Raw genomic sequence first — 20,462 nt, 5'->3', positions numbered from 1 at the left:
TCCTTCGCATTTATGTTCCTCCTTGCTACTTCTTCAGGTACTTTATCGGGTTGGCGGGAGTCCCGTACACTCTCACCTCGAAATGAAGGTGAGGCCCGGTTACGTTGCCGGTCTTTCCCACTCGGGCTATCACTGCTCCGGCCTTGACTTCCTGCCCTTCCTTCACGAGGCTCGCCGAAAGATGCGCGTATAGCGTCGAGTAACCTCGTCCGTGATCCAGCACAACAACTCTCCCGTAACCGCGAAGCCACCCGTCATAGATTACTTCTCCTCCTGCGGGAGCTTTCACGGGAGTCCCGATTGGTGCGGCAATGTCTATCCCGGCGTGAAGAATCTTCCTCTTGAGAATGGGATGTATTCTGTTGCCGAAGGAGCTCGCCATTGTTCCGCGAACCGGCCAGTCGAACATTGAGCCCTTGCCCGCCGGAAGATAATTCTTGCTGGCTCGTTTCTTCCGCTGAAGCTCAGCTATCATTGCACCGGCTTGCTTCTGTGCTTGTTCTGCCTCGATGGCTGCCTTCTCCGCCAATTCCTTCTGTCTCTGCAGGGACTTGATGAACGAGTTGGTCTCCTTGATGTTGCGGTTGTACTTGTCCCGCTGGTCCTGTACTGCCTGTGTCTTCTCGCGCAGACGCGTCTGCTGGTCGTCCATCGTACGGCGCGACATGTCCAGATTCTGCACGCGTGCCTGAAGCTGTGAGAGTATGTCCTCGTCGCGCTGGTTCACTATCTTCAGGAGGTACGCCGTCTCCACTGCCTCGAACACGCTACGCGACGCAAAAAGCGTCCTCATCTGCCCGGACTGCCCGTACTTGTAGATGTCGAGAAGCCTGTCCTCCATCTGCCGCGAGAGTTCGTCTATCTTCACCTGCTCGTCCTTCATGCTCGCGTCAAGAAGGTCGATGTTCTCCTGAATCTTCTGGTTCTGCAGTTCAAGCACCGTAAGTTCCTGACGCGTGAGGCTCTCGTCCTGCTGGAGGGTGTTGACTCGGGTCAGCAGGCTCTCTACCTTCGCGCCCATCTGCTTGACCTGCTCGCGGTAAGTCTTCGCCTGCTTGGCCAAGTCAGCGCGCTTCTTCTCCTCTGCGGCAATCTGCGCATCAATGCTCGGCTTGGACGCTGACTTCTTCGCGGCGGCACTAACCAGGCCGGGCAGAAGCATTATCACCAGCACTGACAGCGCAAAAATCTTCCTGCTCATTCCGGCCTCGTGATTTCGTTGATGAACCGCGCAACAACAAGGTAACTGCACACCCAGCCCAGCGTCGCACCGAACCCCGCAAGCAGTGCACAGAATCTCCAGATTGTCGGATGGTCGGTAATCAGAATGTTTGTGAGCAGAGGAAGATTCTCGCGGATGAGCTCAATGCCCGGGAAGTACGCGCCGACGATTCCTGCTCCGGCGATTATTGCCCCGAACAGCGCAAGAAGCGTACCCTCGAACACGAACGGTGCCGCAATGTATGCCCGAGTTGCTCCGACGAGGTACATTATGCCGATCTCCTCACGCCGCGAATACAGCGAGATGTGTATAGTGTTGTACACCACGAGAGCGGTGATTACCACTGCAAGCACGAACATTATCAGCGCAACCCTCGAGGAAATTCGCGACAACGCAGAGATCCTCCGCACAACAAGCCCCGCATACACAACATCCTCAACTTCCGGCATGGCCTTCAGCGCACCTACCAGAGGTTCAACGTCTCCGGCACTGTTGACGTGAATCTCGAAGTTCCACGGGATGGGGTTATCGCCGAGCATCTCGAGAGCACGGGACTGCGAACCCATCTTCTCCTGCAGCTTGGCCAGTGAGTCGGACGGGGAATACGCCTTCATCGCCGCAACGTATTCTAGATTCTGAATCCTGTTCGCCACCGCCTCAACGTCCAGCGTGTTGTCCTTCACAAGATATGCCTGAACAACTAATTCGCTCTCGAGGCGTGATAGCAGGTTCTCGAGGTTCAGGGAAAACAGCGTAGTTACTCCGAGAATCCAGAGCATCACTCCTGCAGTTATCAGCGTCAGGAGGCCAAGTACCCAGTGGTGAACTATCAGCCTCCACGTGTCGCGCAAAACGTAACGTAATGTTGTCATTGGGCTGTGTATGTCCCTCCTTTCTCGTCGCGTACAAGCCTGCCGTTCTCGAGCTCTATAACTCTCTGGCGCGATGAGTTCACGATTGCCTGATTGTGCGTCGACATCACGACGGTTACTCCGGCGGCGTTTATCGCAAAAAGTATCTTCATGACCTCAGTAGCTGTGTGGAAGTCGAGGTTTCCCGTAGGTTCGTCGGCAATGAACAGCGACGGTGAATTTGCCAGAGCACGCGCGATCGCAACTCTCTGCTGTTCTCCGCCGGAAAGCTGGGCAGGGCGCATCCCCCTGCGTCTCCACAAGCCTACCTGGTTAATCACGTCCTTCGTTCGTTCGGCAACGATTCTCTTCGGGACGGACATTGCTTCCATCACAAAAGCTATGTTCTCGTAGACCGTCAGCGTCGGAATCAGCCTGAAGTCCTGAGCCACAAGCCCGACATCACGGCGGTAATACGGCACGTCAGCTTTGCGCATTCTGCGGAGGTCGAAATCACCCACCGCAACAGTCCCGCGCGAAGGCAGAAGCTCACGCGTTATCAGACGCAAAAGCGTGGACTTCCCGCTCCCTGTCTGCCCGATGATGTAGACAAACTCACCCTGCTCGATGTTCAGGCTCACGTCCACTAAGGCAGCTATGTCGGGTTCAAATATCTTGCTCACTCCTGAAAATTTTATGTTCATCTGTATTTTGCCCTCTCGTCAAGTGCCTGAATGGTCTCAAGCTCGCCCCACACGGCGTTGATAATATCCTGCACTGTCATTTTCCTGACCTCGCGCATCTCGTGCCATATCTCGTGGTTCGCGTAGATCCAGCAGGAGAACATTATGTCCCGTCCCCTGCCGAAACGTCCCAGCACAAGCCAGCCCGACAACGGATTGTACAGCACCAGCGGCGAAATCATCTGCGCGGACATCCTCTGAAGTTCAGGGACAGCAAACGACAGCTCCTCGAGCTCCTTCACCGCGTCAGGGTCAGGGAGATTCTGTATCGAGAACCACATCTTCACTGTGTGCGAAGGTTGGGCGAAGACATCAGGGCCGACTTTCAGCCACGCCTTGAGCCTCCTGACTGTCTCCATCTCTCCGCGCGCAAGGGCAAACCTCAGCGTCCAGTACGTCCGTCTGAGAACTTCATCTTCCTCCATGTAACCGGCAAAAATCTTCTCGTCCAGAAATTCCGCGCTCGCCATGCTGAAGACGGGATTGTCGCGCATTATAGTCCTCAACATCAGGATTGCGGCGGAATGACGGCCGGGAGGGTCTGTGTTCATGGATAACTTTCTGCGCAAAGCGTTCACTGTTCGCGGAGGAAGAACTGTCGGGCGGTCTCCGTCATTGAGCAGGGAGATGCTTTCGTTGTCGTAGAGGTACACGCTCTGCGGAGCCGTACCGGGCTGGCCGTATAACCAATTATCGCTGCCTGTCCCCAGAAGGTACTTGTTGTGAGGAAGCAGCAGCATCACTGAGGTTTCGTCGGGTAGGGCCGGTAATATGTTGTCGGGGATGCTGCCGGGCGGAAGTTCAGCGAGTGAACCATTAGACATTAACTCAAGCAGCAACTTTTCTCTCACCTCTTTGATTGTATGGGATTCAACTGCACATTATACTATCATGAATTAACAGCCCATGACGCAAACCGTTTATGCTTATCACGCACGAATCTGCCTTGAGAAACCGCAATGCCGTGAGGATTATGCACGCACTACCAAGAATCACATCAGCCCTCGAAGCCGGAAGTCCGATAACGTTTTCGCGTTCGGCAAGCGTGAGCGAGGCATACATCTTTATCTGCCGCACTGCGTCCTTCTGCGTGAGGATGCTTCCGTGAAGCCGCGACGGGTTGAAGCTCTCGCAGGCATTCTTTACGCTAGCCATCGTTACGGCTCCTCCGCCCACACCGATAACTGACGGCGCACAGAACTCCTCGATTCCGTTATCCGCGAACATCTCTCTGACACAGGCTATTGCTTCATCACAGGCTGACTTCTTGATGGGATTTAGCTTGTCCGTGAAGAAACGCTCCGAGAGGTTCACCGCACCTATGGGGACGCTTGCTGCTTTCTTGAGCTCGCTGCCTGAGCCCAGAACGAACTCCGTGCTTCCCCCGCCGGAGTCGAACATCACTGCCTCGCCCTCAACGTTCAGGCCGTCCGCCGCCCCAAGCCAAGAATACCTTGCCTCGTCGAGGCCGGAGAACACGTGAACTTCCTGCCCGGTCTCTTCCCTGACCATGCGCACAAAATCTCCGGCGTTAGCGGCTGTCCTCAGTGCCATAGTTCCGGCGACGAAGATATTTGCTCCCATTGCTGATGCCCTGCGAACCATCCGCGAGACAGCATCGCACGACACCTTCATGTTCTCTGGAGAGAGCAGGCCGGTCGAGGACATGCCGCGCCCGAGCCTGACCACTTCCGTTTCATCGCGGAGCACACGGACAACCCCGCCGTTGACATTGGCAATGCGCATCTTGATGGAGTTGCTGCCGATGTCTATCACTGCCTTAATCATTGCGCCTCCTCAGCGATTCTTCCACCACGAAGCTGAACGCCGTCGCAGGTATCGTGAACAGCAGGCCAAGTGTGCCCGCGAGACTCTGGACGATCTCCTGTGCAATGTACGGGTCATTGAGCAGGCCGGAGAGCTCTATTCCCGCACTGCTTATCAGGACTGCCATAGGAAGCGCGCTCCCCATGTAGGCGAGAATAAGAGTGTTAATCATGCTGCCGAGCACTTCTCCTCCGACGTTGAGGCCGGCAAGAAGAAGGCGGTCAAGGTGAATGTTCTCGTCGTAATCCACGAACTCAGACATTGACGCGGTTATCGAGACTGCAACGTCAAGCACCGCACCGATTGAGCCGATGAGCACCGACGACAGCAGAAGCCCTCGCATGTTCAGTCCCGGCAGCGTCGACGCGAGAAGTGCCGCACCTTCGCCCGCAAGACCGTTCAAGCTCCACATGTAGACCATTGCCGCACCGCAGATAAAGCCGCACAGCACGCCTCCGAGACTTCCCATAAGGGCAACGAGCCTGTAACGGGCATGGCGCACGACACACAGGACTGTTACTGTCGAGATGATGAACACGCTCGCGATCGCCAGCCAGACGCAGTCCCAGCCCTTTATGGTCAGCGGAATCATCGTGAACACAAGAACGCCGATTGACGCTGCAAGCCCAAGAAGCGCGAGAAACCCCCTGACTCCCGTCAAGCTGATTAGAATTGTGCAGACGAGCATTATCACACCAGCAACTCCCGGCGCGCGGAAAGCATCAGCAAGCGAGTACTGAACCCGTCCGTCGCTGAACATGTCCCACACAAGCAGATACCTTCTGCCGTTCTTGACCTCGAGGCCGCTCCCTGAGAGACGGACTGTCTTTACGGTCATGACCTCGTCAGTCTTTGCGCCGGAGAGAACCTGAATAGTCGTGTTGCGTTCAAGCATCTCGTACGACTCTTCTTCCTCGCTCTCGGGCGGAATTATGCTCTCGGGCCCGGCATCTATCACCTTTACGATTAACGAATCTGAATCGCCCCAATTGTGCACAGCAAAATAATCTACAGCACTATAGAACGTCCACGCGATTATTGATGCTACAACCAAACGTACCACGAAACCCTTAGTCCTCATCGTCGAGCCTCCTTGCCTCAATGAATGCCCTCATGTCTGCGGGAATCTCTGCCCTGAACGTCCTGCCCTCAACCTCAGCAAGCGAGCTGTGAAGCCCGTCGGGGAACATCAGCTCGTATGCGTGAAGGAACGGGCGGGTAACGTTCTTGTTTTCCCTGTTGATGCGGAAGTCGCCGTATTTGCGGTCTCCCAAGATAGGGTGCTTTATGTGCGCCATGTGAACCCGTGCCTGATGTGTCCTTCCCGTGAGGAGCTCAAGCCTGACGAGCGAGAATTTGCCGTCCGAAGCCAGCCGCGTGCAGATTGTTTTTGCGGACTGTCCGTCGTCAGAGACAGACACCTTGTTGTTCTCTGCGTCTTTGAGGAGCGGGGCATCGATTGTGATTTCTGGGGGAACTGTCCCGCAGACTATCGCAGTGTAGAACTTGCGGACTTTCCGTGCCTTGAAGAGTTCCTCGAGCGCGCGCAGAGCATCTCCGTGAAGAGCGACGGCCAAGACTCCCGTCGTGTTGCGGTCGAGCCGGTGAACTGCCGCCGCAGTCTTTGTGCCCAGAACTCCCCAGACGCGCGAAATCACGCTGTCGCCTCCACTCTCGTCGGGCTGAACTAGGAGGTTAGCAGGCTTGTTGAGGATAAGAACGTTATGTCCCTGATGAATGACCGTGATTTTTCCCCACGAAGTGTGAGGTACGCGGTGTCCGTCATCATTCAGAGGCCAGGGCACGCAGAGTTCGTCGCCGGTGTGTACGTGCTCTCCGCCCTCGCGGACTCTCGTGCCGTTCACGCGGACTTCTCCCTTGCGTATGGCCTTCATGATTTCGCCGAGAGTTACGCGCTTCCAGAGGCTTCGTATCGTCCTGTCGAGGCGGCGGCCGTCGTGATCCTGCGTGAGCTTTAGTGTCCAGCTCATGACTGCCCGATTCCTCTCCACAGCCTGCGGTCAATCAGCGCGAGGTAGTCCGTTACGTCGCTCTGAGGGTTGAGCGCGTCAATCTGGAACTTCCAGTAGCTCAGCTTGAAGTCGAGGTCATCGGCGGCATTGACGATCATTGCTTCCGGTGTCTCGGGCAGGACAGGCGACCCGAACTCACGCCGTCCGTGATGGCTCGCGAGAATGTGGCCAAGTGCAAGCGTCAGCTCCTCGCTAAGTCCGTCCTCCTCCGCGAACTTCATGAACATGCTAACTCCTAGCGTGATGTGTTCGATGACGTTGCCCTTGAGGGTCATTGACGGGACGGGAGCTATCGTGTAGGCTTCCAGCTTGCCGAGATCGTGGAGCAGTGCTCCGGCAATCACCAAGTCCATGTCAACAGGAATCGTGAAGTCAGCGTAATGCTTCGCGATGTCCCTTGCTCCCAGCGCGACGGAGACCGAGTGCTCTATCAGTCCTCCGGCGTAAGCGTGGTGAAGCGATACAGCCGCAGGCCACACCTTGAACTTCTCCCAGAGATTGCGGGCAAAGAACACGTCCTCAAGGAACAGCCTAAGGTCTTCGCGCTTGATTTCTGCGATGAGGCTCCTGAAGGTCTCCTCGAGGAAGTCAGACTTCACAGGTGAAGACTTGCTGAACATGTGCGGAGGATAATCCGACTGGTCAAGGTACGACACGGCGTTAAAGTTGTACTGCAGCTGCTCTCTGTACTCCGCTATCCTGCCCTCGAGTTCGACGGACGCACCCTCAAAGCGCAGCCCGCAATTGTCCGGGTCAACGGGAAATTTGTCGCCGCCCTGAGTGTTCCACCAGATCGACGCTGCCCAGACTTTGCCGTCAAGGTCTCCTGATGAATCGCTGACCGTCATCTCCCAGAAGGGATTGTCGTTGCGGTCTTTGCGCCTCGTGAGCTTCGTGATTATTCCGCGTGTAACAAAATCTGAGTTCTTATTGAGGTGCTTGACCTCTTTGATGCTGAGAATATTTTTCATGACGGGAAAATTTAGCCTTTCATGGATGAAAATTTTGTATATTATATCAGCGCAAGAATCAGCATTAAGGAGCGAACACACAGATGATACTTTCAGGGCTGGAGATAAAGAATCACATAGGCCGTGAAATCATAATAGAGCCTTTCGACGAGGCACGCCTCAACCCCAACAGCTACAATCTCTCCCTTCACGATGAACTGCTGATATACACTCACAGCACGTTGGACATGAGGCACGACAACCCCACGCAGAAGCTCACGATACCTCCAGAAGGCTTCACCCTCGAGCCCGGAAAGCTCTATCTTGGCCGGACTGCAGAATACACGCGAACGGAAGGCTTCATTCCGATGCTCGAAGGCAGGTCGTCAATCGGCAGGCTGGGGATATGCATTCACGTAACGGCGGGCTTCGGTGATGTGGGTTTTGCGGGCTACTGGACGCTCGAGCTGTTCTGTGTTCAGCCGGTGAGGATATACGCGGGAGTTCAGATAGCGCAGATATACTATCACACAATCTCCGAGCCTTACGAACGCTACGAGCGCGGCAAGTACCAGAACAACGAGGGGATACAGGCGAGCAAATTATATGAAGAGTTCTTGATATAATAGCCTTTCACACAACAAGGCAGGGACAAACTCAGACATGAATGAACTCGGAATGATAGTGAACCTCCGCAAGCCTGAAGCTGTCAGTATGGCGCGCCGTCTCTTGCAGTGGGGACAGGAGAACGGCTGCACGTTCCTTTTGCCACATCAGGAAGCCAGCGCACTAACGACGACCGGCCTCGACGACGAGCAGTGGCTCAGGACGGTGAAGCTGGCTCTGGTTATCGGCGGGGACGGGACGTTTCTGCGTGCGGCACGGTACATCATGGGCACGGACATAATCCTTCACGGCGTGAATCTCGGGCACTTGGGCTTTCTGGCATCGAGCAGGCCTGAGGAGGCAGAGCAGGACATCATGAACATTCTGCGGGACAATTTCACGGTGCTGGAGCGGAGGGTTCTGCGGTGCGTTCTGTATCACGATGACTCGCCTCTCCACAGGATATATGCCCTCAATGACTTGGTGCTCACGACCAACGCAATAGCCCGCCTTCTGCAGATAGAGATACGCTTCAACGACGAGTTCTTCTGCGTACTTCCTGCCGACGGAGTTATCGTGTCAACGCCGACGGGTTCGACAGCCTACGCGCTCTCTGCCGGAGGCCCGATAATCCCTCCTCACATGGACGCGATGCTTCTTGCCCCGCTGTGCGCACACACGCTGTATTCACGGCCGTTAATGGCGAGCGAGCACGACTGCATAACGCTGATTCCGCGCGGAGTATCACGGGACTTGATGCTGACGCAGGACGGACAGCTGGCATACGAAGTTTTCCCTCACGACAGAATAGACATCAACCTTGCCGCAGACAAGAAGATTCGGACGGTGAACCTTACGGGTCGCAACTTCCTTGATATTGTGAGGGATAAGCTGGGCTGGGGATCGTCAAGGGGAGTTCATGAGTGATTGAGACCTTGAGCATCACCAACATCGGCGGCATCCGCGAGGCTTCATTGTCCTTCGCGCGCGGTCTGAACGTAATCACCGGCGAGAGCGGAGCGGGAAAGAGCAGCGTTGTGCGTGCGCTGGAGCTTCTGACGGGCGGTCGCGGGGGCGTGAAGTTCATTCGTGCGGGTACGGAACGCGGGAGTGTCTCGGCCAAGTTCACGGAGGCGGCAATAACGCGCGAGGTGCTGAGTACGGGGCGTTCGCGTGCAAAGATTGACGGCGAGAGTGTCGGGCTGAACGACTGCGCAAAGACGGTGAACGGACTTCTGAGGATTCAGAGCCAGTTCGCGCAGATGGAGCTGCTTGAGCCGGAGAGACAGCTTGCGATGCTTGACGCGTGCCTTCCTGCGGCTGTGAGGACGGAGACGTTCCCGAAGTTCCGTGAGGTGTTCGACCAGGCAAGGAAGAGTGCGGGAGACCTTCGGGCACTGAAGAAACGCCGTGCTGAGACAGAGCGGAAATACTCTGCGGCGAAGGAGATATTCTCTCTGGTGAAGACAGCCCAGCCTGAAGCAGGTTTGGAGCTCCGCCTCGAGAACAGGCTTGCAGACCTCACGCACAAAGCAGCCTCACGTGAGCACGCAGAAGGGAGCCTCGATGCACTCACCGGCGGAATGTCGGAGAAGGGTTTTCTGGGTGAGGCAGCGTCATGCTTCGAGAACCTGTACAGCTTCATGGACGACGATACTGCGGACAACGTTAGGACAGCACTTGAAGCTCTGCGCGAGGCGGTGAAGTCAGTAACGCTTTCGGACGGCGAGGATCTCAACGCTCAGCTTGAGGAGACGGCGGACAGATTAGGGGCACTGCGTAGGCTGAAGAGGCTGTGCGGAATTTCTGACGAGACGGAGCTTCTGGACTTCTGCGGGGAAATCTGCGCGCATCTCGAGTGGCTGGAGAGTAGCTACACTGAGCTTGAGGAACTTTCGGCGCGGTCTCTCGAGGAACGCCGGGAAGCCAACGCTCTGGCGATGGAGCTTCGCCGTGCGAGGCAGGAAGTTGCGTTGACGCTGACGAAGCGGGTGAATGCTGTACTTGGCGAGCTGGCGATGGAGGGAATAACCTTCGGGATAACGCTCGAGGGACTGCAGAAGTTGCGGCGGGACGGGGCGGACGGAGCAGAATTTACGCTGAGCGACGGGACGCGTTCCGGGCGTGTCGAGAAGATTGCGTCGGGCGGGGAACTGAGCAGGCTGCTGCTGGCACTCCAGCTGTCCCTTCCTGATGAGTGGCTACCTCCTGCGATTGTGTTCGACGAGGTTGAGGCGGGGCTTGGAGGACGTGCGGCGGTGCTGTCGGGGCTGCAGCTGAAGAAGTTGTCGCGTAAGTGCCAGGTGATTCTGGTTACGCACGAGGCGAGCATTGCGGCACTTGGTGATGAACACATATTGATTCAGCGTACGGACGGGGAAACGTCTATGAGGAGCATTGACGGCGAAGAGAGGGTGAGGGAGATAGCGCGGATGCTGTCTGGTTCGCCGGACATGACGGAGGCGCAGGAGCACGCACGGATTCTGCTGAAGGATACCGCATAAAATTTACCCCCGAAGCCCTAGAGCCTCGAGGGGTTAATCATTCTCTCCTAGAAGTACAGCACGTGCTTCACGTACTCCGGCCAAGTAAACACTGTCGGTTTGTTGAGCACCGCAAAAGCCGCACTCCCTGAGCCCGACACCCCCCACGCAACAGCACCGGCCTTGTCGAACATCTTGAACAGTTCGTTATACTTGGGGTGCTTCTTCAGCAGAACCTTCAGGAAGTCGTTAGGCAGAAGCCCGACCTTCCGTCCCGCGTTGGCGTGGTAAATGTCCCTCTGTTCCGTGCGTGCAAGCATCGTGTCAACTTCGTAACCCATCGTGTCAAGCTCAGCGTATGCTTCCTTCGTGCTGGTCTCCCAGTCAGGAACAGCAATTACTCCGTGAGGTTCTGGGGTCTTGACCTTCTCGATGTGGTCGCCGATGCCGGACACAAGCGCGATGTTCAGGAACGAGCACAGAAACGGCACATCAGCTCCTACACGCGCAGCAATCTTCTCAGCTCCGAGCCACTTAAGGATGACCGCAGCATCTCCGCTCCCTGCCCCGAGCCCTGAGCCCGGCGGAATGCTCTTGTGAATCTTCACGTTCAGCGGCGGAATCCTGAAGCCTTCCTCGCGCGCAATCCTCAGTGCCTTAGCCACTATGTTTTCGCCCGGCAGGTACATATCCGCCGTAACTATGTCCGTCCCCGAAGTTGACTCGGAAATGTACAGAACGTCCCCCGACGAAATACGCAGGAACGTAGACACAAGATTATGATACCCGTCCGGCCTCTTGTTGATGACGCGGAGGGTAAGATTAAGTTTTGCGAACGAAGGCAGGATTACACGCATTCGGTCCATCCGAACGGGTCAGGCCTCTTGCCCCACTGAATGCCTGTAAGTTCGTCGTACAGCCTCTGTGCTACCGGCCCTATCTTGAAGCCGTTGACGGTGTAAGCCTTGCCGTTGTAGAACAGTTCGCCGATGGGTGAGATTACCGCCGCCGTGCCCGTCCCGAAGGCTTCCTCGAGTTCTCCGTTCTCTGCCGCACCCATGAGCTCGTCAACGCTGAGCAGTCTCTCTTCTGCAGGAATGCCCCAGTGCCTCAGAACCTCAAGGCAGGACTTGCGCGTGATGCCTCCGAGAATTGAGCCGTTCTCGAGGGAAGGAGTTACTACAGTACCCTTAATCTTGAACATTACGTTCATTGCGCCGACTTCCTCGATGTACTTCCTGTGAACTCCGTCAAGCCACAGAACCTGCGAGTAACCTTTTGCGAGTGCACGGTCTCCTGCCCTGTTGCTGGCTGCGTAGTTGCCTCCGCACTTCGTGTAGCCTGTTCCTCCGCGTACTGCCCTAACGTCCTCCGTCTCGAGCATAATCTTCACGGGCTTGATGCCTTCCGCGAAGTAGCTCGCGCTCGGGGAAGTGATGATCACGAAGATAGCCTTGTGGATGCCGTGAAGGGCAAGCTCCTCGTCCGTCGCGAAGATGAACGGCCTGATGTACAGCGACGTGCCCTCGCTGGAAGGAACCCACGACGAATCCAGCTTCACGAGCTCGCGCACAGCCTGAAGGAACATGTCTTCAGGAACGAGCGGGAGACCGATTCTCTCGGCGGAAACGTTGATGCGCTTCGCGTTCTCGATCGGCCGGAAGAGATGGACGCTCCCGTCTGCCCAGCGGTAGGCCTTCATGCCCTCAAAAACTGTGTTGGCGTACTGTATTCCGTCGCCGGAAGGCATAAGGGACAGCGGGCCGTAAGGTACTATGCGGGGATTGTGCCATTTGTCCGCGTCGGTGTAGTCCATGATGAACATGTGGTCTGCAAAAACAGAGCCGAAGCCTAATTTATCCTCTGGGGGCATAGTGCCGGGATGGGTTGTCTTGGTGATGCTTATCTGCATGAATAAATCTCCTTTGTTTGTTGTGGATAGTAGTATTCTAACTCATTTCCTCAATATGGTGAATATAATCCAGAGACCTTAACGCCTCGATGATGTCCCTGTGTTTCTTGTACTTCTCGAAGTCCCGCTCGCGTATGGTTATCGACACAGAATACACGCTCAGCCCCGAGTTCGAGTAGGCGGGGTTGGACTCTATGTCATCAATCTTCAGGCCAAGTTTGCGGATGGTTGTGATGAAGTCCTGAAGGTTGTAGCTGTTCTTGAGCTCAAGGTGAACCTCGAAGTGGTTGGACCTGTCCTTGAGGATGCGCTCGATTCGCGGGAGCTGTGATATGCACACCAGCAGAGCAAAGAACGACACGAACGTTATCGTGTAGAGCCCTGCACCTGTCGCGAGGCCGATGATTCCGCTCGCCCACAAGCCTGCGGAGGTCGTGAGCCCCTTGATCTGGCTGCGGGAGCTGAACAGTATAGAGTTGCCGCTAATCATTGCGACGGACACTACGGAAGCCGCAGAGATAGCCGCGAAGTTCTCCTTGTTGTAGTTCATGATGGAGAGGTCGACCATTGCGGCGACAGCAGAAGCCATCGAGATGAGGATAAACGTCCTCAGTCCTGCGGAATGCCTCTTGCTTGAACGTTCACAGCCTATGAGTGCGGCAAGAGTTACGGCGAGGAAGATGCGGAAGAGGATAGAATAGACATTGATGTCCGAAGTCCAGCTGCCTAAGTAGGGAGCGAGGGGATCGGCGATAAAGGAATTGCCCATAATAACGAATCATCTCCGGGAAAAATATTAAGCAGAGATTATATCAGCCATTCCCCCCTCCTTCACTTAAGCCCGGCCGCCAAAACCTTCAGCTTCTCGCTCACTGCGTCCAAACTGTACGCCAGCCTAAGCACTGTTATCACCAGCGCATCCTCCTGCCTCACGCCCTTGTTCACTTCGCCGTACGCCTCATCAATCAACCCCCTGACACGCGACAGCTCCTCCTCGCTCAATGATGTGTTCACCGAGTAGAGGCCGCCGCCAATGTTCACCGTAACTTCACGCGCTCCCTTCACCGCCATCACCTCACCTTCAGCATCCGAGCCAGCCTATGTTCCGCGTTCACCGCATTTTCGCCGCAAATTATCCCCCTGTGGAACATCTCCACGAAGTTCTTGTCCTGCGACAGCCTACGCTCTGACAGCCTGCGCACTTCATCCCTCAGCTTTCCGCGCTCCTCCATCAGCTGGGCGGTCTTGTGCGCGATAGTCTCAGCAAGGTATTCCGCTTCCTTCAGTCTTGATGCCATAAAAATATCACCCCCCGCAATTGTAGCAGAGAGTGATAATTCTTTAACGGATGACGTAACCTTTTCCGCCGAGCTGTTCCCGGACTTTGCCGTGAACCTCCTCGACTTCCTCCACCGTCAGCGTCCTGTCCGCCGCACGGTACGATAGCGTGTACGCCAGGCTGCGGAAGCCCTCAGGTATCCCCGTTCCAGCGTAAACGTCGAACAACCTCACGCTCTCCAGAAGTTCGCCCGCAACGCTCCGAATGTCCTGCAGGACTTCAGCACTGCTCCTGTCTTCCGAGACCAGCATTGACACATCACGATAACTCGCAGGGAACTGGCTCAGCGGCGCAAAAGCAGGCTTCTTGGTCTTGGCCAGAACCGACGCGTCAAGCTCGAACGCGTACACTCCCTGCACGTCAAGCTCCTGCTCAAGGGCAGGCTTTACCCTTCCGAGCCAGCCGACTTTCTCACCCTCAACCATAATGCACGCCGTCTGTCCCGAGTGCAGGAACGCTTCCTTTCCCGCAACGAATGAAGGTTCATAGCCCCGCGAACGAATCACAGCCTCAACGTCTGCCTTCAGCTCGAAGAAACCTTCTGCACGGTCGGCATTCGCTGAGCGCGTGTCTGTCCCGTTGAAGAGCAGTGCGGCCAAGTGTTCGGGCTCTGTTCCGCCGATGAACACCCTGCCTTGCTCGAACATTCTTGCTGGTTCACGCCACCCTGACGTTATGCTTGCCTTCAAGCCCATCAGTAGTCCGGGAAGAAGCGTCGTCCTCATAGCCATCTGGTCGCGGCTGATAGGGTTAGCTATCGTCAGCGGCTCGGCCTCAATCCTCAGCTTCTGCGGAAAGTCTTCGGGAAGGAAGCTGTACGTTACTACCTCCGTGAAACCGCGCGACATCATTAGCGTTCTGAGGTGAGCGGCAAGGTTCATGTTCTCGCCGATGTCCGCACGTCGCGGCAGTGCTCCGGGCAGTTCGTCGGGAGCGTCGTTGTACCCGCGATAACGCCCTACCTCCTCGATGAGGTCTTCCTCTATCGTGATGTCAGGCCTCCATGACGGCGGCAGAAACTCTCCTTCGCTCACCTGCTTTATCCCGAATCCTTCAAGGATTGATGCTGCTTCCGTCATGTCGTCCCATGAAAGATAAGTGCCCAGCTTCTTGCGGGTAAGGGTTATGGCTGAAGGTGTGTACGTGCCGTTCTCTGCGGAAAGAGGCCGGTAATCCACCTCTGCCCCGCACCACTTGCGCATCAAGGCACACGCCGCTGTAAGAGCCGTCTTGCTGAGCTCGGGGTCAACAGTCCGCGAGAACCTGAACGCCGCCTCAGAGTTTATGCCCAGCCTGCGTGAGGTGTGGCTCACTCTCTGTGCAGAGAAACTTGCACTCTCGATAACGATTGTGCGCGTGTCTGGGTTAATGCCGGTCTGCTCTCCGCCCATTACTCCCGCGAGAGCTATCGCCTCACCGCCCGACGTTATCAGCATGTCGCGCGAAGTAAGCACTCTGTCTTTGCCGTCAAGGGTCAGCATTGTTTCGCCGTCCCTCGCAGAACGCACCGTGATTTCTCTTGCCGGCAAGGTGTTGAGGTCGAAAGCGTGCAGAGGCTGGCCAAGCATCAGCATGACGTAATTCGTAACGTCGACGGCATTAGTGATGGGTCTCATGCCCAAGTGAGCGAGGTCAATTCTTGCGGTGAGCGGTGAAGGTGCAATCGTTGCGCCTGTCGCCAATCCCAGCCTGTAGCACAAACACCCGTCATCAGGCAGTGAAATTTTCCCAAAACTCTCGCTCCACTCCTTGTCCTGCTTAAGCGGTAACATCCATGCCAGCGTTTTCAGGACAGCGTCGTGGAAGAGCCCTGCAATCTCACGAGCCATTCCGAGATGGCTTAGGGTATCGCCTCTGTTGGGGGTGATGGACACGTCAAGGATTACGTCCCCGATGTGGTAGATGGCCGCCGCGTCAGTTCCCGGCGTAACTTCGTCAGGAAGAATGAGCAGTCCTGACGGGTCATCAACATCATGAAGGCCTAACTCTTCCGCACTGAGCATCATGCCGTAGCTCAACACACCCGCGAAGTCTCTCGTCCCCATGACCGTACCGTCAGGCAGAACCGAGCCGTCGCCAGCATAGAGCACGTAGTCTCCCTGCTTCATGTTGTGCGCGCTGGTTACGCAGACCTTCCGCCCCGTGCCGGTGTCCAGCGTCGCGACCGAGTACTTGGCCGAAGCCGGGTGCTGCTCGAGCACGTCAATCCTCGCGGCGACAACTCCCTTCATCTTCCCCGCGCAGTACGTTATGCCCTCAACCTCAGAGCCCGAGAACGTCAGCCTCTCCGCAACTTCATCGACAGTGTGCCTGATATCCACGAAGTCCTTAAGGAGTTCCCACGAAATCAGCAACTTTCAGCACCTCCAAACCCGGACAGGAAGTAGCTAACGTTCCCGTCAAACAGCAGGCGCAGATCCGCAATGCCGTACTTGAGCATAGCCATTCTGTCGAGCCCTATCCCAAACGCAAAGCCGTTGTACTCGTCAGGGTCAATCTTCCCGGCTCTGAGGACGTTAGGGTGAACCATGCCCATGCCCGCGACCTCAAGCCAGCCTGTGCCATGACAGACCCTGCAGTGTTCATCATGCCCCGAGCACTCTACGCACTCAATGTCCAGCTCCATGCTCGGCTCAGTGAACGGGAAGTAGCTTGCCCTGAATCTGGACTTGAGGCTTCTCCCGAAGAAAGCATTAATCATCTCGGTAATCGTGCCCTTAAGAACGGAGAACGACACATTCTTGTCCACCAATAATCCTTCCATCTGGTTGAACATCGGCGAGTGAGTCGTGTCATTGTCCCTGCGGTAGACTTTGCCCGGACAGACGATCCTCAGCGGAGCTCCCCACTTGTGCATTGCGCGTATCTGTACAGGTGAAGTGTGCGTGCGGAGTAATTTTCCGTCGGAGAAGTAGAAGGTGTCCTGCATGTCTCTGGCCGGATGCCACTTCGGGATGTTGAGGCACTCGAAGTTGTAGAAGTCTTCCTCGACCTCAGGCCCTGACGCGACGGAATACCCCAGCCCCTGCATGATGTTCACAATTTCGTGCATGGTCTGCATTACGGGGTGAAAAGCTCCCGCCCTCCTGCCTTTTGCCGGAAGGGTTACGTCAATGCGCTCTGATGCTTCGGTGCGTTCGTTCTCAGCGTCGCGGATCTTCCTGCCTGCTGCCTCAAGCTGAGCCTCGATCTCATCACGCAGAGCATTGACCTCGCGGCCAGCGTCTTTTCTCTGTTCCGGCGGAAGTTTCCCGAGTGAGCGCAGTAACAGCGTAAGTTCTCCCTTTTTGCCGGTGAACCTTACGCGTATATCATCAAGTTCCGATAAAGTTAATGCTGCCCCCAAAGCCTGAGAGAAGGCTTCACGGACAGCACCAACGGATAAATTCTGTTCCGGCATTATTTCCCGGCCTTCACCTTCGCGACGAGTTCGCTGAAAGCTGCTGCGTCGTGTATTGCCATCTCGGAGAGGACTTTGCGGTTGAGGGTTATCCCTGCCTTCTTGAGGCCGTTCATGAACACGCTGTAGCTCATGCCTTCTGCCCTGACTGCAGCACTGATGCGCGTTATCCACAGACGGCGGAAGTCCCTCTTCTTGCGCTTGCGGTCATTGTACGCCCTCGACAGCGCGGCCAAGTATGCCTCGCGTGCCCTGCGGTAAACGTTCTTGCGCTGTCCCCAGTAGCCTTTGGTGATGGCAAATAACTTCTTGCGCTTCCTGTTGCTCTGCGATGCTCCCTTAACTCTCATGAGTGATTATCTCCTTTCTAGGCGTAGGGCAGAAGGTGCTTCATCTGTCCTGCGAGTGCCTCGTCAACGTACCCTGTCTCCTTGAGGCGGCGAATCCTGCTCTGCTTCTTGTGCACCAGAATGTGCGACCGGCTGCACTTCCTGTACGCGAACTTCCCGCCCGCTGTCTTGAAGAATCTCTTCTTCGCTCCCGAGTGCGACTTCAGTTTCTGCTTTGACATGAGAACAATTATTCTCCCTTCGATTGTGTTGATGATGTTGATGATGTTGATGATGCTGCTGGTGCTTTGGGCTTAGCTCCCTGCGCCGAGACCTGCGGGGTGAGCAGAAGCCTCATGTAGCGTCCTTCCATGACAGGGCGGCCTTCTGCCTTGCCGACATCCGCGCACTCTGCGATGACTCGGTTGAGGACTTCTTCGCCCCTCTCAAGGAAAGACATTTCCCTGCCTCTGAAGAATACAGAGACCTTAACCCTGTGTCCCTTCTCAAGGAAAGCTCTGACGGCGCGTGTCTTGAAGTCGAAGTCGTGGTCATCGATCTTCGGCCGCATCTTGATCTCCTTGAGCTCTTGAACCTTCTGCTTCTTGCGGGCATCCTTCTCCTTTTTCTGGAGCTGGTACCTGTATTTGCCGTAGTCCATGATCCTGCAGACTGGCGGAGCAGCGAGCGGTGCAACCTCCACAAGGTCTAAGGACTGTTCATGAGCCATACGTATGGCTTCGCTGGTATTGGTGATGCCTACTTTTACCCCGTTTTCATCGACAAGCAGAACCTGTGATGACGTTATCTCGTGATTAATGCGCGGGGCATTGTCTTCGTTGCCGGGCAATAATTCCTCCTCCTCTCGTAATCTGCCGCAGCGGTGCACACAAAAAATCAGGGAGGCTCTTTGTGCGCAAGCCTTCCCTGACGATTATATGCGTATGAATATCAGAGTGATGGCTTCTTAGTTCCCCGCCAGCACGGAAGCTGGACAGGAGAGCCTGTGAGGAAGAATATATCACACACTCAGCGCAAACGCAAAGAATTCACGCATTCGGGACGAGCGACAAATAGAACGCCTGCAGTTCCTGCGCGACCTTCCTGATGTCGAACCCTGCCTCCGCGACTTTCTGCGGATAACGTTCCCTGCTGTCTCTGACTTTCGCGGCCTCCAGAACCGCATCACTCCATAATTCTACGTACTGGGGGGGGGGCCTAACCTAAGCCGCCTGACTCTGTCGGACACAATCCCTTCATCCTGATTGCCGCTCGACACAACGCACGGTACTCCCGAAGCCTGCGCTTCAAGCAATGCGATACTCAGCCCTTCGTGGAACGACGGGAACACAAACACGTCCATTCCCATGAGGTACTCGCTGACCCTATCAGTGATTCCCACGAAGTCCACCGCGTCCTCCAGCCCCAGCGCGTGAACCTGAGCACGTATCTCGTCCTCTAGCTCTCCGCCGCCCAAGAGCCACAGCTTGGAGTTGGGCACTCGGTTGTGTATTTCCCTGAAGACCTCGACGAGGAACTTGTGGTTCTTGACGGGAGAAAGGCTTCCGACGTGGCCAAGCACAAGCGTGCCTTCTGAGGTTACGCCTCTGCTCTCACGGACTGCCCTGCGAGTTTCAGGATTGAAAGTGTAGCGTCCAGTGTCGATGCCGTTGCGCAGAAATCTCACCTTAGCCTTCCTGCCGAACTTGTCCACTCCTGCCTGAGGCGAGCATGCGAACAAGTAATCTGCCAAGTGCCTTGCAGGGTAGATGAACGGTATCTTCAGAATGGATTTCCTCCAGCTCATGCTGATATCGCTACTGCTGTGGCTGTGGGCTATGCAGATTCTGCCGTTCTTCTTTGCCGCCATCAGCTGAATAGCTGAATACCACACGTGTCCGTGCACTATCCTGTGTTCAGGATGTTCCATAAGAAAATCTCGGAACACCCTGTACGTACCGTAGATACCAAGCTCGCGAGGATGCTTGAAGTGCCATACCTTGCCGCCAAGCTCCCTGACAATATTCTCGTAATACTGATAATATCGCCCTTCCTTATCATAGCAGAAGTAGTCGAACTGCAGCTTGTCCCGGTCAATATTGCGGTGCAAATTCACCAGCAATGTTTCAGCTCCGCCGCATCTCATAGTGCTAACATGCAGAACTCTCAACATAAATGTCTCTCCTTTGCGTAAAATGTGTCGCACAGCAATAATACTACAGGAGCAGCAATTTTTTCGCGCAGTGTTGACACAGAGAAAAAGCGGTGTATAATTTCCCTTGTTGCGCTTGAGAGAGCCAAGAGCTGAGACACAGAGCGAGGCCAAGAAGCAAGACAACAGCGAGAGTTAATCAATTTTCTCGAGTAAATTGACAGAGTAAGAATACAGATGAGATGTAAGTTTTAGTTGAGCGACAGAATAAGCCAGAACGAATCACAACTTTCAACTGAGAGTTTGATCCTGGCTCAGGATAAACGCTGGCGGCGTGCGTAACACATGCAAGTTGTGCGACGGAGTTCTTAACTGGAGACAGGAATGGAATTACGGAGCGGCGGACGGGTGAGTATTATATGAGAAGCTGTCCATCAGCGGGGGACAACGTCTGGAAACGGACGCTAATACCCCATAGGCCTACGGGTTAAAGCAGTAATGCACTGGTGGAGGTGCTCGTATCCTATCAACTAGTTGGCGGTGTAACGGACCACCAAGGTAACGACGGGTAGCCGGCCTGAGAGGGTGTACGGCCACACTGGGACTGAGATACGG

Annotated in this window: 22 protein-coding genes and 1 rRNA gene; 4 read left to right on the top strand and 19 right to left on the bottom strand. The window is 55.5% G+C overall.

Translation table 11 applies throughout. The features are described from left to right. Nucleotides 1-25 precede the first annotated feature (25 nt). Genes IJT02_06550 through IJT02_06515 form a run of 8 tightly spaced genes read right to left on the bottom strand, consistent with a single transcriptional unit; the run spans nt 26 to nt 7,647 of the window. Nucleotides 26-1,201 carry a peptidoglycan DD-metalloendopeptidase family protein gene (locus tag IJT02_06550; GenBank protein ID MBQ7544587.1) on the bottom strand — a complete coding sequence of 392 codons (1,176 nt, stop codon included), beginning with the start codon at nt 1,199-1,201 and terminating at the stop codon, nt 26-28. After that, on the bottom strand, nt 1,198-2,094 hold the full coding sequence (locus IJT02_06545) for an ABC transporter permease (GenBank protein ID MBQ7544586.1): 897 nt from the start codon (nt 2,092-2,094) through the stop codon (nt 1,198-1,200). Before IJT02_06545 ends, IJT02_06550 begins: the two co-directional genes overlap by 4 nt. Next, entirely contained in the window at nt 2,091-2,732 is a 642-nt protein-coding gene (locus tag IJT02_06540) for an ATP-binding cassette domain-containing protein (protein ID MBQ7544585.1), read from the bottom strand. The genes IJT02_06545 and IJT02_06540 overlap by 4 nt, the downstream gene beginning before the upstream one ends. 41 nt (nt 2,733-2,773) lie before the next feature. Next, entirely contained in the window at nt 2,774-3,667 is an 894-nt protein-coding gene (locus tag IJT02_06535) for a hypothetical protein (protein MBQ7544584.1), read from the bottom strand. Nucleotides 3,668-3,686: 19 nt separating this feature from the next. Next, a complete protein-coding gene (locus IJT02_06530; GenBank protein ID MBQ7544583.1) occupies nt 3,687-4,604 on the bottom strand; it encodes a hypothetical protein in 918 nt (305 codons plus the stop codon). After that, nucleotides 4,597-5,724, bottom strand: coding sequence for a YibE/F family protein (locus IJT02_06525; GenBank protein ID MBQ7544582.1), 1,128 nt, complete (start codon nt 5,722-5,724; stop codon nt 4,597-4,599). Before IJT02_06525 ends, IJT02_06530 begins: the two co-directional genes overlap by 8 nt. Beyond that, on the bottom strand, nt 5,714-6,634 hold the full coding sequence (locus IJT02_06520) for an RluA family pseudouridine synthase (GenBank protein ID MBQ7544581.1): 921 nt from the start codon (nt 6,632-6,634) through the stop codon (nt 5,714-5,716). The genes IJT02_06525 and IJT02_06520 overlap by 11 nt, the downstream gene beginning before the upstream one ends. After that, complete coding sequence (locus IJT02_06515) at nt 6,631-7,647, bottom strand: HD domain-containing protein (protein MBQ7544580.1); 1,017 nt, start codon at nt 7,645-7,647, stop codon at nt 6,631-6,633. Before IJT02_06515 ends, IJT02_06520 begins: the two co-directional genes overlap by 4 nt. Nucleotides 7,648-7,730: 83 nt before the next feature. Between IJT02_06515 and IJT02_06510 the strand changes: the two genes are divergently transcribed. The 3 genes from IJT02_06510 to IJT02_06500 are packed head-to-tail and all read left to right on the top strand — an operon-like array spanning nt 7,731 to nt 10,736. Further along, nucleotides 7,731-8,252: a dCTP deaminase gene (locus IJT02_06510; protein ID MBQ7544579.1), complete on the top strand. Its 522-nt coding sequence runs from the start codon at nt 7,731-7,733 to the stop codon at nt 8,250-8,252. Between the two features lie 37 nt (nt 8,253-8,289). Continuing rightward, entirely contained in the window at nt 8,290-9,159 is an 870-nt protein-coding gene (locus IJT02_06505; protein MBQ7544578.1) for an NAD(+)/NADH kinase, read from the top strand. Then, entirely contained in the window at nt 9,156-10,736 is a 1,581-nt protein-coding gene (locus tag IJT02_06500; GenBank protein ID MBQ7544577.1) for an AAA family ATPase, read from the top strand. The genes IJT02_06505 and IJT02_06500 overlap by 4 nt, the downstream gene beginning before the upstream one ends. Nucleotides 10,737-10,783: 47 nt before the next feature. On the opposite strand, the gene IJT02_06495 is transcribed toward IJT02_06500, so the two are convergent. The 11 genes from IJT02_06495 to IJT02_06445 all read right to left on the bottom strand — a co-directional run bounded on the left by IJT02_06495 (nt 10,784) and on the right by IJT02_06445 (nt 19,841). Next, nucleotides 10,784-11,572, bottom strand: coding sequence for a 4-diphosphocytidyl-2C-methyl-D-erythritol kinase (locus IJT02_06495; GenBank protein ID MBQ7544576.1), 789 nt, complete (start codon nt 11,570-11,572; stop codon nt 10,784-10,786). Next, complete coding sequence (locus IJT02_06490; protein ID MBQ7544575.1) at nt 11,563-12,627, bottom strand: branched-chain amino acid aminotransferase; 1,065 nt, start codon at nt 12,625-12,627, stop codon at nt 11,563-11,565. Before IJT02_06490 ends, IJT02_06495 begins: the two co-directional genes overlap by 10 nt. 37 nt (nt 12,628-12,664) lie before the next feature. Beyond that, on the bottom strand, nt 12,665-13,396 hold the full coding sequence (locus tag IJT02_06485; GenBank protein MBQ7544574.1) for an MgtC/SapB family protein: 732 nt from the start codon (nt 13,394-13,396) through the stop codon (nt 12,665-12,667). 62 nt (nt 13,397-13,458) lie between these two features. Next, nucleotides 13,459-13,701 carry a cell division protein ZapA gene (gene zapA / locus IJT02_06480; protein MBQ7544573.1) on the bottom strand — a complete coding sequence of 81 codons (243 nt, stop codon included), beginning with the start codon at nt 13,699-13,701 and terminating at the stop codon, nt 13,459-13,461. Next, on the bottom strand, nt 13,698-13,925 hold the full coding sequence (locus tag IJT02_06475) for a hypothetical protein (protein ID MBQ7544572.1): 228 nt from the start codon (nt 13,923-13,925) through the stop codon (nt 13,698-13,700). The genes zapA and IJT02_06475 overlap by 4 nt, the downstream gene beginning before the upstream one ends. Nucleotides 13,926-13,968: 43 nt before the next feature. Further along, nucleotides 13,969-16,320, bottom strand: coding sequence for a phenylalanine--tRNA ligase subunit beta (locus IJT02_06470; GenBank protein MBQ7544571.1), 2,352 nt, complete (start codon nt 16,318-16,320; stop codon nt 13,969-13,971). Further along, nucleotides 16,314-17,366, bottom strand: coding sequence for a phenylalanine--tRNA ligase subunit alpha (gene pheS, locus IJT02_06465; GenBank protein MBQ7544570.1), 1,053 nt, complete (start codon nt 17,364-17,366; stop codon nt 16,314-16,316). The genes IJT02_06470 and pheS overlap by 7 nt, the downstream gene beginning before the upstream one ends. Beyond that, complete coding sequence (gene rplT, locus IJT02_06460; GenBank protein MBQ7544569.1) at nt 17,366-17,716, bottom strand: 50S ribosomal protein L20; 351 nt, start codon at nt 17,714-17,716, stop codon at nt 17,366-17,368. Before rplT ends, pheS begins: the two co-directional genes overlap by 1 nt. A gap of 17 nt (nt 17,717-17,733) precedes the next feature. After that, nucleotides 17,734-17,937, bottom strand: coding sequence for a 50S ribosomal protein L35 (rpmI, locus tag IJT02_06455; protein ID MBQ7544568.1), 204 nt, complete (start codon nt 17,935-17,937; stop codon nt 17,734-17,736). Nucleotides 17,938-17,945: 8 nt separating this feature from the next. Next, nucleotides 17,946-18,545 carry a translation initiation factor IF-3 gene (infC, locus tag IJT02_06450; GenBank protein ID MBQ7544567.1) on the bottom strand — a complete coding sequence of 200 codons (600 nt, stop codon included), beginning with the start codon at nt 18,543-18,545 and terminating at the stop codon, nt 17,946-17,948. Nucleotides 18,546-18,893: 348 nt separating this feature from the next. Further along, entirely contained in the window at nt 18,894-19,841 is a 948-nt protein-coding gene (locus IJT02_06445; protein MBQ7544566.1) for a glycosyltransferase, read from the bottom strand. A 297-nt stretch (nt 19,842-20,138) separates the two neighbouring features. Between IJT02_06445 and IJT02_06440 the strand changes: the two genes are divergently transcribed. Beyond that, nucleotides 20,139-20,462, top strand: a 16S ribosomal RNA gene (locus IJT02_06440); the annotation flags it as partial.

The organism is Synergistaceae bacterium, from assembly GCA_017450125.1.
In the GTDB taxonomy this organism is placed as follows: Bacteria; Synergistota; Synergistia; order Synergistales; family Aminobacteriaceae; genus JAFUXM01.
The sequence above is the reverse complement of the archived record's forward strand: the minus strand, read 5'-3'. Positions and strand labels throughout refer to the sequence as shown.